The 12,757-nt window shown below is 60.7% G+C and carries 9 protein-coding genes and 1 pseudogene; 8 read left to right on the forward strand and 2 right to left on the reverse strand.

Annotation, left to right across the window (positions count from 1 at the left end):
• The first annotated feature begins 77 nt into the window (after nucleotides 1-77).
• Nucleotides 78-1,943, forward strand: coding sequence for a 2-oxoacid:acceptor oxidoreductase subunit alpha (locus AS9A_RS04955; protein WP_013805824.1), 1,866 nt, complete (start codon nucleotides 78-80; stop codon nucleotides 1,941-1,943).
• Nucleotides 1,940-2,872: a 2-oxoacid:ferredoxin oxidoreductase subunit beta gene (locus tag AS9A_RS04960; protein WP_013805825.1), complete on the forward strand. Its 933-nt coding sequence runs from the start codon at nucleotides 1,940-1,942 to the stop codon at nucleotides 2,870-2,872. Before AS9A_RS04955 ends, AS9A_RS04960 begins: the two co-directional genes overlap by 4 nt.
• Nucleotides 2,873-2,970: 98 nt before the next feature.
• Here the strand turns inward: AS9A_RS04960 and AS9A_RS04965 are convergent, their stop codons facing one another.
• On the reverse strand, nucleotides 2,971-3,390 hold the full coding sequence (locus AS9A_RS04965; protein WP_013805826.1) for a hypothetical protein: 420 nt from the start codon (nucleotides 3,388-3,390) through the stop codon (nucleotides 2,971-2,973).
• Between the two features lie 744 nt (nucleotides 3,391-4,134).
• Between AS9A_RS04965 and AS9A_RS04970 the strand changes: the two genes are divergently transcribed.
• Nucleotides 4,135-4,635, forward strand: a complete 501-nt coding sequence (locus tag AS9A_RS04970; protein ID WP_158307344.1) for a hypothetical protein — start codon at nucleotides 4,135-4,137, stop codon at nucleotides 4,633-4,635.
• Between the two features lie 49 nt (nucleotides 4,636-4,684).
• On the opposite strand, the gene AS9A_RS04975 is transcribed toward AS9A_RS04970, so the two are convergent.
• Nucleotides 4,685-5,164, reverse strand: coding sequence for an Lrp/AsnC family transcriptional regulator (locus tag AS9A_RS04975; protein ID WP_013805828.1), 480 nt, complete (start codon nucleotides 5,162-5,164; stop codon nucleotides 4,685-4,687).
• A gap of 204 nt (nucleotides 5,165-5,368) precedes the next feature.
• On the opposite strand from AS9A_RS04975, the gene AS9A_RS04980 reads away from it, so the two are divergent.
• From AS9A_RS04980 to AS9A_RS04990, 5 genes and pseudogenes are all read left to right on the forward strand, one after another.
• Nucleotides 5,369-8,851 (forward strand): indolepyruvate ferredoxin oxidoreductase family protein, encoded by a 3,483-nt coding sequence (locus tag AS9A_RS04980; RefSeq protein ID WP_041450878.1) that lies wholly within the window; start codon nucleotides 5,369-5,371, stop codon nucleotides 8,849-8,851.
• Nucleotides 8,852-9,287: 436 nt separating this feature from the next.
• Nucleotides 9,288-9,598 (forward strand): annotated as a pseudogene (locus AS9A_RS24530) (carbohydrate ABC transporter permease); the annotation flags it as partial.
• 24 nt (nucleotides 9,599-9,622) lie between these two features.
• The gene (locus AS9A_RS04985) at nucleotides 9,623-10,942 is read left to right on the forward strand and encodes an ABC transporter substrate-binding protein (RefSeq protein WP_013805832.1); all 1,320 of its coding nucleotides are present in this window, start codon (nucleotides 9,623-9,625) and stop codon (nucleotides 10,940-10,942) included.
• Nucleotides 10,943-10,966: 24 nt separating this feature from the next.
• Nucleotides 10,967-11,128 carry a hypothetical protein gene (locus AS9A_RS24045; protein ID WP_013805833.1) on the forward strand — a complete coding sequence of 54 codons (162 nt, stop codon included), beginning with the start codon at nucleotides 10,967-10,969 and terminating at the stop codon, nucleotides 11,126-11,128.
• Nucleotides 11,129-11,200: 72 nt separating this feature from the next.
• Nucleotides 11,201-12,733, forward strand: coding sequence for a phospholipase C (locus AS9A_RS04990; RefSeq protein WP_041450879.1), 1,533 nt, complete (start codon nucleotides 11,201-11,203; stop codon nucleotides 12,731-12,733).
• Nucleotides 12,734-12,757 lie beyond the last annotated feature (24 nt).

Raw genomic sequence — 12,757 nt, forward strand, 5'->3', positions numbered from 1 at the left:
TAGAACGTGTTCTACTAGTGTGGAAGGGGTAACGCGCGGATGATCCCGCGCGGACGTCGCACAAAGGACCACACCGAATGGCAGACAACACGTCGGAACGGGTTGTTGTACGGTTCGCGGGGGATTCCGGGGACGGAATGCAGCTGACGGGGGAGCGCTTCGCTTCGTCCACTGCGATCTTCGGAAATGACCTCGCGACCCTCCCTGACTTCCCCGCCGAGATCAGAGCTCCGCAGGGGACGATCCCAGGAGTCTCGTCGTTTCAGATTCACTTCGCTGGCCACGACATCCTGACGCCGGGTGACCGCCCGGACGTACTCGTCGTCATGAATCCCGCCGCGCTCCGCGCGAACCTCAAAGATCTGCGCAGCGGCGGTGTGATCATCGCCAACAGTGACGAGTTCAGCAAGCGGAATCTGCAGAAAGCCGGTTATAGCGCGAACCCGCTCGAAGACGATTCCCTCGATGGCTACCAGATCCATCCGGTAGCGATGACGTCACTCACGGAGGGTGCCGTCGCGCCTGCCGGAGTCGGCAAGAAAGACGCGTCGCGCTGCAAAAACATGTTCGCTCTGGGTCTGTTGTCTTGGATGTATCATCGCCCGGTCGAGCACACCGAAAAGTTCCTGCGCACCAAGTTCGCCAAAGCGCCGACCGTCGCCGAAGCGAACGTGCTTGCGCTGCATGCTGGCTGGAACTACGGCGAAACAATCGAGTCGTCGGTCGCGAGGGTCGAAATCCCGCCCGCACAACTGCCGCCGGGCAAGTACCGGCAGATCACCGGCAACATCGCCCTGGCCTACGGAATTGTCGCAGCAGGCCGCTGCACGCGCATGCCCGTGGTGCTCGGCTCCTACCCGATCACGCCCGCCAGCAGCATCCTGCACGAACTCAGCAAGCACAAGAACTTCGGCATCACCACCATTCAGGCAGAAGACGAGATCGCGGCAGTGGGTGCCGCTCTCGGTGCGTCGTACGGCGGAGCGCTCGGCGTGACCACGACGTCCGGCCCGGGGCTTGCGCTGAAAGCCGAAACCATCGGGCTCGCGGTGATGACAGAACTTCCGCTCATCATCGTCGACGTGCAACGCGGCGGACCGTCGACGGGTCTGCCCACGAAGACAGAGCAAGCGGACTTGCTGCAGGCGTTCTGCGGGCGCAACGGGGAGTCGCCGGTCGCCGTGCTTGCCCCGTCGTCACCGGCGGACTGCTTCGATACCGCGCTAGAAGCAGCACGGATAGCGCTCACGTATCGAACGCCGGTCATCATTTTGTCTGATGGCATGATCGCGAACGGCAGCGAGCCGTGGCGGATCCCCGACGCAGAAACGCTTCCAGAATTCTCCGCCGGGTTTGCGACAGCCCCGAATGCCTCGGACGGGTCCGGTGACTTCTGGCCCTACCGGCGTGACCCCACCTCCCTCGCGCGTGACTGGGCAATTCCTGGTACGCCAGGGCTCGAGCATCGCATCGGCGGTCTGGAAAAGGCTGACGGAAAGGGCGGCATCTCCTACGACCCAGAGAACCACGACACAATGGTGCGGCTGCGGCAGGCGAAAATCGAGGGGATCGCGGTGCCGGACCTCGAGGTCGATGACCCCACCGGTGACGCGGACGTCCTCGTGCTCGGATGGGGTTCGACGCTTGGGCCGATCGGTGCGGGCTGCCGCCGGGTGAGACGGCGAGGACTCAGTGTCGCGCAGGCACACCTGCGGTCTCTCAATCCGATGCCAGCGAATCTCGGCGATGTGCTGAACAGCTACGAGCGAGTGATCGTTCCGGAGATGAATCTCGGGCAGCTCTCGATGATCCTTCGCGCCAAGTTCCTCATCGACATTGTGCCGTACACGAAGGTCAGCGGTATGCCATTCAAAGCTGAAGAGGTCGAGCAGATGCTCCTCGACCACATGACGCCGGAGTATCACAAGGCAGGTGTGAAATGAACGGGCTCAACTTGATACCGCTGAGCGACGCCCCGTACAGAGCGAAGGATTTCAAATCTGACCAGGAAGTGCGCTGGTGTCCCGGCTGCGGCGATTACGTCGTGCTGAACGCCGTGCAGGCGTTCTTACCGACGCTCGGCATCAAACGCGAGAACCTGGTCTTTATCTCGGGCATCGGCTGCTCGTCCCGGTTCCCGTACTACTTAAACACCTACGGCATGCACTCGATCCACGGGCGCGCACCTGCTATCGCGACAGGGCTCGCGGTCTCGCGGCCAGACCTGTCAGTGTGGGTAGTGACAGGCGATGGCGACGCATTGTCGATCGGCGGCAACCACTTCATCCACGCGCTGCGCCGCAACGTCAACCTCAAGATCCTGCTGTTCAACAACCGTATCTATGGACTGACGAAGGGACAGTACTCGCCGACGTCGGAAGCCGGGAAAGTCACGACGTCGACGCCGATGGGGTCTCTCGATCACCCTTTCAATCCGGTCTCGCTCGCACTCGGCGCGGAAGCCACATTCGTCGCGCGCGCGATCGATTCGGACCGGAAGGGTTTGACCGAGATACTCGAAGCGGCGGCGCATCACCGCGGATCGGCGTTCATTGAGATCTACCAAAACTGCCCGATCTTCAACCAGGGTGCATTCGATGCGCTCAAAACCGAGGAAGGGGAGTCACAGCTTCTTCGGCTACGCGCGGGGGTGGAGGTCGACGGGAAGGTGCACGATCCCGGCGACCCCGACCCTACTGGCGCGTTTGCACTGTCACGTATGAGTGACCGCACGCCGATAGGGATTTTCCGGCAGGTCGAACGACCTACTTACGACGATCTAGCGCGCGAACAGGTGGCGCGAGCGCGGGAGGCGGAGGCGCCTGATCTGCAGCGGCTGCTCGATGGGCATGACACCTGGATTGTTGGTTAGCATACTTCCGACTTTTTCACGAGAACGCGACTTCTCCACGGCTACGCTGATGGAGAAGTCGCGTTTCCAGCGCGAAGGTATTAGATGAATTTTTCTTTCTAGCTGCCGGAGATGCTCCCGAAACCGCCGCCCCCATTGCCGCCGCCATTCGCGGTGGGGATGACGAAGGGGCCATTTATCCGAGCGAAAGGAATCATGTCGGAGTCTTCGCAGTAGGTCTGTGTGAAGTACGTCCCGTCGGGAAGCGAATCGAATGTGAAGGTCCCTACGAGCACTCCGTCGTCATCGGAAAGGTGCCGGTCGTCGGTGTAAGAGAGGTCATTCGTAACTACCATTAGCGAGCAATTGAAGCCCGGCTCCCCGGTCAGGTCGAGTGCAAAGGAGATTTCGTCTCCGCTCGCTGCGACGTCAGCGGTTCCAGTGACAGCTGCCATGCTAGCGCCCGCGCCAACTGCAAGGGCAACAGCAGTTGCGCTGATGACCGCAGTTGTTCGTCCAATGATTCGATTTCCAACCACAGATTTCTCCTTTGTCTTATTGATTGAATCTGCCGATCGATGGCCTCAGTGAATAAACTGAGTGGCACATTTTATTCGTGTAGATCTCCGAATCTTAGAAAGTTCACCTCCCCGGCGACTGCGCCTTATTGCGACGAGGCACAATTACCGGTAGACCGAACGGTATTAGCGTGCCGCACGTGATCTATGTGACCGACGGTGCTTTGGCAGAATATAACGAACCTCACTATGAGCAAGTATGATTTGCGCAAATTAGGCTGTTTGACCGACATCCGCGAGCAATGCGCCACGCTGCGACTACTCCACCAGGCCACCAGGAAGTAGGTTTGCCTGAGCCCGCGTCGAACAGCCACCGCCTGGGTCTCCACGGTAAGACGTTGTGCGTGAGCCGCATAGACCGTGCGCGTGACAGCGAACCGTCACTGCTTTAGCAGGGCACGTTGATCACGGTTGGAGACAACAGTCCGATCATCGTGGTGCCGCGGCGCCGTTCCTCAGATCCTCCAGGAACGCCGTTCGGGCAAGCGTTCGGATGCCTCCGACCTCCCCCGGGGGACAACCATGATCATTTTCCGTCGTGCAATGATTCTGTAACGCGTATGGTCGCGTGCGGGTGCGCTAGGGAGCAGGGGGACTATGCGTTCGTATTTTTCCATGGGTGTGTTGGCAGCCACCTGCGTTATAGGCGTTGGTTGTTCAACGACGGTAGTGACCGCCGGGACCGATCCCACTACGTCATCAGTAGTGAACACTCCAGCGGAGTCTGCATCGCCCATAATCACGCCAACCGAGCCCGATGGCTTGGGACAAGAGCCAGATGTTGACGTGCCCGCAGTCGTTCCCACAGCTACGGAGGCACAGCGACAGGCTCCCGTGCCTGATGAGGATTCCGGCGACTGGGACCAGAACAACTGCGACCCAGCCATGGACGGTACGTACCACTTTCCAGACGGGACGGTGGGAACGCTACCCGGATGCATCGCCAACTATGGCGTCGTAGAGGGCAACCCGAGCTACCCCTTCTGCGGCGGGCAGATCTGCATCGGTGACGACGGAAATCCTGTGTTGACCGTCAAACAATCCAATACAGGCGAGACGATCTACTGTGACGCCTCCTGGTGCTACCGCGCAGACGGCACGGAGATATCGATGGCCGAGATGCCGAACCCGGATGGTCGCCCGAACCATGCGAACAGCCATGAAGAGGCCTGCGAGTGGGGGTACCTTCCGGCGGAAGACTGCTAACGGGCTCCACCAGCGAAACTTCTGCAGTGCGAGTTTGGGTGGCAGCGCATCATCCCAGCTCTTGCGCCAGCGCGTCGATCAGTGGCACGACCCGCAGCGGTATCCTCCGGCTCAGGACAATTTCGGTGCGCGTCCTAACCACACCTGGCGTGCCGATGATCCGCTGGATTACCCGTTCGAGTTCGTGATTGTCTTTCGCCACGACCTGGCAGATCAGGTCGCCTTCACCGGCGATCGAATCGGCCGCGATGACCTCTGGAATGGCGGCGAGCAATCGGCTTGTCTGATCGAGCTGACCCTGGGCCAGATGTATATGAATGTAGGCCAATCCGCTGAAGCCAAGGCCTACTGGCGAGATCTGCGGGGCGTAACTCTCTATCACGCCTTCCCGCTGTAGTTTGTCGATTCGTGCCTGAGCGGTCCCGCGCGCGATTCCGAGCTGCCGAGCATATTCCCGCACACCAGCACGGGGTTGCTCGACGAGTAATCGCAGGATGGTCAGGTCGAGACGATCAAATTGCTGGGGCATCGCACCTCGTATGCAGGTGGCTCACCATCGGTGTGCCGGGGCTCACCATGACTGTACCAATGGCCCATTGTGTTGTGCATCACTTGCGGCCAATCGGGGATCTCAGGCTAACTAGTAGTCACATGGACATTTATGAGCCGGATCACACCCGATTCTGGCTCACGCCGGGAGTCACCCATTCCAGGCGCGACAGGAGGTGCCACGATGACCACGTCCGAGGCTGCCCACGGTGCGGATATCACCACCGGAGGCAAAAGGAAAAGCCAGTCTTTCTACCTTGATGAGCGGTACGAGCGCGAAGACGGCGTCGTATACCTCACAGGCATTCAGGCCCTGGTCCGCATGCTCCTCGATCGCGCACGTCAGGACCGCCGTGCGGGGCTGAAAACTGCGACGTTCGTATCTGGCTATGAGGGCTCGCCGCTCGCTGGCTATGACCTTGAATTGATCCGGCAGCGCAATCTTGTCAGCACCCTCGACGTCGTCCACCAGCCCGGCCTGAACGAAGAGTACGGCGCGACCGCGGTGATGGGCAGCCAGCTCACGCGAAACGTCGGCACCTTCAATCGGGACGGTGTGACGGGCATCTGGTACGGCAAAGCGCCCGGCCTGGACCGCTCGACTGACGCGTTGCGCCACGCCAACATGATCGGCACGGACCCGATGGGCGGTGCGGTGGCTCTGGTCGGTGATGATCCTGGTGCGAAATCGTCGACTATTCCGTCGGCATCGGAAGCGCTCATGGCAGATATGTACATGCCGGTCCTATATCCGGCTGATAGCCAGGATATCGTCGAACTTGGTTTGCACGCGCAGTACATGTCCCGCTTCACCGGTTTGTGGACGGGTTTAAAAGTCGTCACTGCCGTAGCTGACGGGGCCGGTACGGTCCAAGTTCACCCGCACCTGTCGTCACCGTTGCTGGGGCACTCGGAGCCCAGCAAGCATCAGCCGACCGGGATGGTGCTCGGTCAAACGCTTATGGCTCTCGAGCGCAGCCTGCATCAGACCCGGCTTCCGCGTGCGCTTGAATACGCCCGTAACAATGGGCTCAACAAGATCACCCGAAGTGGCGGCACCGATCGGATTGGTGTCATCACATCCGGCAAGACCTACCTCGACCTGCAGAGCGCGTTCCGCACGCTCGGTATCACGGAGACTGACCTCGCTCGCTTTGGTATTCGCGTGCTCAAGCTCGGCATGGTGTACCCCTTGGAGCCGCGAATCATCGAAACGTTCGCTGACGGTCTCGAAGAGATCATCGTCGTTGAGGAGAAACACTCCTTCATCGAAAGTGCGGTGCGCGATCTTCTCTACGGTCGTGTCAACGCTCCCCGCGTCATCGGACGGAAAGCAACTGACGGTTCCGTACTGTTCCCAGTGACCGGCGAACTCGACCTCGACGCTGTCGCGCGAGGTATGGCGAAGGCGCTGAAACCACGCGGTATCGATTCGGTGCAAGCCTGGTATCGCCGACCGCGCCCGCACACGTTGTCGCTCCCGCTCGCGGTGCGTAGTCCGTACTTCTGCTCGGGCTGTCCACACAACAGCTCAACGAAGGTCGACGACAACACGCTCGTCGGTGGTGGCATCGGCTGCCACGCCATGGTCTTGCTGATGGACGAGAAGCAGGTCGGCAACGTCACGGGTGCCACCCAGATGGGCGGCGAGGGTGTGCAGTGGATAGGCATGGCGCCGTTCCTCGAGGAAGGTCACCTCGTCCAGAACATTGGTGACGGTACGTTCATGCATTCGGGTTCACTCGCGGTCCGCGCTGCCGTCGCTGCTGGTGTGAATATCACGTACAAGCTGCTCTACAACAGCGCCGTCGCGATGACGGGCGGGCAGCACCCAGTTGGCGAGATGACCATCGAGCAGATCACGAAGATCCTCATCGACGAGCGTGTCGCGAGGGTCGTCATCACGAGTGACAATCCGAAGCGCATCAACCGCAGGGCTTTACCCAAGGGGGTGGCCGTCCGCCCGCGTGACGACCTCATGGACGTCCAGCGCGAACTCGCCAAGGTACCGGGAGTTACGGTGCTGATCCACGATCAGGAGTGCGCTGCCCAGAAGCGGCGGAAGCGCAAGCGCGGCAAGATTGCCACACCTACCACGAAGGTGATGATCAACGAGCGCGTGTGCGAAGGCTGCGGCGACTGCGGTGAGAAGTCCAACTGCCTGTCGGTGCAGCCCACCGACACCGAGTTTGGGCGCAAGACTCAGATCAACCAGTCATCGTGCAACCTCGACTACTCGTGCCTGAAGGGCGACTGCCCGTCGTTCATGACGATCACACCAGGGGAGAAGCCGCAGCATCAGATGTTGCCGCCATTGGGGCTCGACGACCTGCCGCACCCGAAGTACTACTCGGGCCGTGACGAGTTCGATATGCGCGTCATGGGCATCGGTGGCACGGGTGTGGTGACTGTTAGTCAGGTCCTCGCCATGGCGTCTGTCATCGACGGTCACGCGGTGCGCACTCTCGACCAGACCGGTCTCGCTCAGAAGGGCGGCGCCGTCGTATCCGACATCAAGATGACCGATGGCCCCGAACAGCTGTCAGCGAAGGTCGGCGAGGGCTCATGCGACCTGTATCTGGGGTGTGACGCGCTCGTCGCGACTGACCCGCAGAACCTTCGCGTAGCGTCTCCCAGCAAAACCATCGCGGTGGTCTCTACTACTCACGTCGCAACAGGAAAGATGATCACCGATACCAGCGAGGTGTATCCGGCCGACGCGTCGATCCACTCTGCGATCGACGCGGTCACCAAGCAAGTCCATTACCTCGATGCGATCGATCTCGCCGACCGGCTCTTCGGCGATGAGCAGTACGCGAACATGATTCTCGTGGGCGCGGCACTGCAGACAGGCGTATTGCCGATCAGTGAGTCCGCCATCGAGCAGGCCATCGTGCTGAACGGTGTCGCTGTGGAGAAGAACCTTCAGGCGCTGCGTCGGGGACGGCAGTCCGTCGCGGATCCGGCTGCGCTCGCGGCAGCGATGCGCCAGGAACCAAAGAAGCGGGAGATTTCCGCTCGTGCTCGTCAGTTGGGCGCATTGATCGGCCTGCCTGCGCAATCCGAGTCGATCGACATGCGCATCGACGAACTGATCGCCTACCAGGATGAGAAGTACGCGAAGAAGTTCGTCGCGTTCGTCACGGAGACGTACCGGAAGGAAAGGTCCGTGCAGCCGGACTCTACTGTTCTGACAGAGACCGTAGCGATGTATCTGCACAAGCTGATGGCTTACAAGGATGAGTACGAGGTTGCTCGGCTGGCGCTTCTCCCGGAGATCCGCGAGCAGATCGAGGGAGAGTTCGGTAAGGGCGCGAAGGTGCACTACAAACTGCACCCACCGGCACTTCGTGCAATGGGCATGAAGAAGAAGATGACGCTCGGTACATGGTTCGATCCAGCCTTCCGCAGCCTCAAGTCGATGAAGAAGCTGCGCGGTACCAAACTCGACCCATTCGGCAGCGCTGAGGTTCGCAAGACGGAACGGGAATTGATCGACGAATACATCGCTGCGATGCGAAACGTTCTCGGCGATCTGCACGCTGAGGGTTTGGCTAACGCTGTCGAGACGGCATCTCTGCCAGACATGGTCCGCGGCTACGAGGACATCAAAATGCGTAACGTCGTGAAGTACCGTGCCGCGCTTGCGGAGCGTGTCTCAGGCTAGGGTTCGGCCCCGGATACTTTTCGGTCCCGATGTACAGGCTGTACAGAATCCATTGCGGTTCTGTGCAGCCTGTACATGCATGAATGCGCCATTTGGGGTGGCTTTCGTCCGATCTGTGACCGGTGTAACACCTGTGAACCTAGTGCCGATACACATCGCGTAGAGGGAAGCAGTCGGTGGGCTGACTCGGGTAACTGGGACAGCGCTTCACTCGGGCAATCATTGTGGCTTGCCGGAAGGAGCGGTGTCATGGATCGCCTAATCACCATAGGGTCAGGAGTCGTCGCATTCGCTGTGACCGCAGTGTCCACCAGCTGCTTCCTTCTGCACCGAACAACGAATGAACACTGGGTTCCGGAGCCGAATCCGGTTTCGCGCCAATTTTTCGCTGCGCGCCACGCCTGATCAAGACCGGCGTAACCTCCCGTTGAACTAGTGGCGCAACACCTTCCAGGGCATCATCCTCCCTCTCGCGAGAGTCGCATTCGGCACGTTCCTGACGCGGAACCACTTCCTCTCCATACCGTCTGAGATCATCGAGGCGGCGCGGATGGATGGCGCAGGTCACGTCACGCTCCTGCGGTGCACCCTCCTGCGGTGCACCCTGCTGCGGAACAACGAGGGCCTCACGAACTGGGGGCCAGTCATGGCTGGCACGATTCTGACGATGCTTCCCATCCTGATCGTCTTGCTTATCCTTCAACGACACAGGATCAGGGCCTGACCTCAGGCGCTGTCGAAGGCTGACCACTACAGAGAGGGCAACATGCCATGGCGGGTTTCAATCGGCGTCACTTCCTGGGCCTCGCGGGCACTGCGGCGGCAACTGCCGCGCTAACAGCCTGCACAGGCACGGGCAGTGGAGGCAACGGCGGCGGGAACGCCGGCGGCGCTGGCAGCCGAATCACCTTCTGGTCCAACCATCCCGGCACATCACGGGACGTGGAACTGGAACTGATCCGCCGGTTCGAAGCCGAAAACGACATCTCCGTACAGTTGATCAGCGCGGGCAAGAACTACGAGGAAGTCGCCCAGAAGTTCAACGCTTCATTGGCTGGCGGCGAACAACCGGACGTCGTTGTCCTCTCTGACGTGGGGTGGTTCAACTACGCGCTCAACAAGACAATCGAACCACTCGATACGCACTTCTCATCGGCGGGTGTCGAGCCCGATGACTACGTCGATGCTCTGCTCGCCGACTACCTCTTTGACGGCAGCCACTTCGCGCTGCCTTACGCGCGCTCAACGCCGCTCTTCTACTACAACAAGGACTTGTGGCAACGGGTTGGACTGCCCGATCGCGGTCCGGAGAGCTGGCAAGAATTCGGCGAGTGGGCGCCTGAACTTCAGCAGGCCATCGGGAACGGGAAGTTCGCGCATTCCTGGGGTAACGCCATCGACTATCTCGCCTGGACGTTCCAAGGGCCGAACTGGACGTTCGGGGGCGCGTACTCGCAGGAGTGGGACTTGAAGCTGACCGACGAGCGCACGATCGAAGCGGGCAACTGGCTGAGGGACCAGATCCATACCGCACGCTACGCGAACGTCTCGCCGGATATCGCCACCGATTTTGCTGCCGGTCTCTGCGGCTCGACCATTGCGTCTACCGGCAGTTTGAGTGGAATCACCGCCACTGCAACCAGTTTTGAGGTTGGCACCGCGTTCCTGCCGCGCACTGAGCAGCCAGGCTGCCCGACCGGCGGTGCCGGGCTTGCCATTCCTTCGGGAATCCCCGATCAGCGAAAAGAGAACGCACTGAAGTTCATTGAGTTCATCACCAATGCGGAAAACACCGCCTACTTCTCGCAGAACGTCAGCTACATGCCAGTACGTAAGACTGCCGTCGAATCCGATGAGTTCGCCCAGTACCTCAATGACAACCCCAATGCGCGTACCGCAGTCGACCAGCTTCCCTTCACGGGCCCGCAAGACAATGCGCGAGTCTTCGTCCCGGGTGCCGATCAGATCCTTGGCACCGGCTTCGAGCGGATCGCACTGCAAAACGCCGACGTTGAGTCGACGTTCGCCGATGTCCAGGAACAAATTCAGCGGATCATCGACCGTCAGATCGCGCCGAACCTGCCACGCTGATCCCCGCTACGGAAGGAGCCCGCCGTGGCGGGCATTCACCTCGACGACGTCACCCGCCGCTACCAGGGCAGCGACACAATTGCCGTGGACACCCTGAACCTCGACATTGCGCATGCTCGCAGGTCGGCTGAACGCAACCCGTCGATCGTGGCGCACTGCCATTTTTCGGTTTCCCGGTGCGTGTGACGGAGCGCACATATTATGGGCGCAGTTAACTTTCCAGTGTTCCTCCTACTCGCCCTCACCACAGGAATGCCTATGGCCGCATCCGGGCCCTTTGCGGGTATGAGCCGCAGGGAATTCTTCGCGAAAGCATTCGCCGCCGGTGGTACTGTTCTGCTGACCTCCTGGGCAGGACCGGTGATCGAACGGGCATACGCCGCGGATCCGATGGGTCACGGAACGCTCGACGACATCGAGCATTTCGTGCTGCTCATGCTCGAGAACCGGTCTTTTGACCACTACTTCGGCACGCAGTCCGGGGTGCGCGGGTTCGATGACCCGTCGGCTGCGTGGAACCAATATGGTTACGCGCCGGGTATCGGCCCAACACCGACGGGATTCCTCAATCCGTTCCGCCTCGACACCACGCGTGGCGCGACCCTGAATGGGGAGTGCATTAACGACCCCACCCACAGTTGGGGTCCGCAGCATCACGCATGGAACGGTGGGCGGATGGACCAGTGGGTGACGGTCCATCTACAGCATGAGGGGCCGGGAAATGGGCCCGCCACAATGGGCTACTACACGCGTGACGATTTGCCCGTGCACTATCAGTTAACGGATGCGTTTACGCTGTGCGATCACTATTTTTGTTCTGTGATGGGCCCGACTGACCCTAATCGCCTGTATTGGATCAGCGCGTCCATTGATCCTGCGGGGACCCACGGCGGCCCACTGGTGTACACCCCCGAGCTACTCCCGCAACATGTGTACTCATGGCGCACTTTTCCGGAGAATCTCGAAGAAGCCGGCGTCAGCTGGAAGGTCTACCAAAACAAAGACTTCGGGCCCCTTTCCAGCGTCCTTCTCGATGGCATGCTCGGGTGCTTCGTGCAATCGGCAGATCCCCAATCGGCCCTATACCGCAAGGGCGTCGCGCCGACGTATCCCCTTGAGTTTCAGAACGATGTCCAGAACGGAACACTCCCGCAAGTGAGCTGGATCGTGCCGTCGCTGCTCGAGTGTGAACACCCCGCATTGCCTCCCGCCTTCGGCGCTGTCGGACTCGTGCAGGTGCTCGATATTCTCACGTCCAACCGGGCGCTGTGGGAGAAGACGGCGCTGATCGTGAGCTATGACGAAAACGGCGGGTTCTTCGACCATGTTGCCCCGCCCACGGCCCCTCCAGGAACGCCAGGGGAGTACCTAACGGCACCGCTCGCGTCGGTGACCGAATCGGATGGCATTGCAGGGCCTATCGGCCTCGGTTTCCGAGTACCCAGCATGGTGGTCTCGCCGTACAGCAGGGGCGGACTGGTCTTTTCGGATGTCCTCGATCACACGTCACAGCTTCGTTTGATCGAAAAGCGGTTCGGTGTCCCGGTGCCCAATCTCACGCCCTGGCGGCGCAGCGTGGTTGGAGACATGAGCGCAGCGTTCAACTTCGCGGCCGCACCTGATCCCGGGTCGGTTAACCTAGGGACTCCATGGCCGAAGGCAGGCGCAGCGCTTGCTCAATGCGGGCCGGATATCGTCACGGGTTTCTTCAACCAGGGAACCCCCTACGCGGTCCCGCCGAATTCGATGCCCCGGCAGGAGCCTGGAACCCGAGGCCGCCCAAGCGGTTAACTGCCCTAGCGCGATCTAGTAGCG

The organism is Hoyosella subflava DQS3-9A1 (assembly GCF_000214175.1).
GTDB lineage: Bacteria > Actinomycetota > Actinomycetes > Mycobacteriales > Mycobacteriaceae > Hoyosella > Hoyosella subflava.

Coding starts and splice junctions, on each gene's coding strand:
- AS9A_RS04975 (WP_013805828.1), bottom strand. CDS start 5,164: ATGCCCCAGCAATTTGATCGTCTCGACCTGACCATCCTGCGATTACTC.
- AS9A_RS04955 (WP_013805824.1), top strand. CDS start 78: ATGGCAGACAACACGTCGGAACGGGTTGTTGTACGGTTCGCGGGGGAT.
- AS9A_RS04960 (WP_013805825.1), top strand. CDS start 1,940: ATGAACGGGCTCAACTTGATACCGCTGAGCGACGCCCCGTACAGAGCG.
- AS9A_RS04990 (WP_041450879.1), top strand. CDS start 11,201: ATGGCCGCATCCGGGCCCTTTGCGGGTATGAGCCGCAGGGAATTCTTC.
- AS9A_RS04985 (WP_013805832.1), top strand. CDS start 9,623: ATGGCGGGTTTCAATCGGCGTCACTTCCTGGGCCTCGCGGGCACTGCG.
- AS9A_RS04980 (WP_041450878.1), top strand. CDS start 5,369: ATGACCACGTCCGAGGCTGCCCACGGTGCGGATATCACCACCGGAGGC.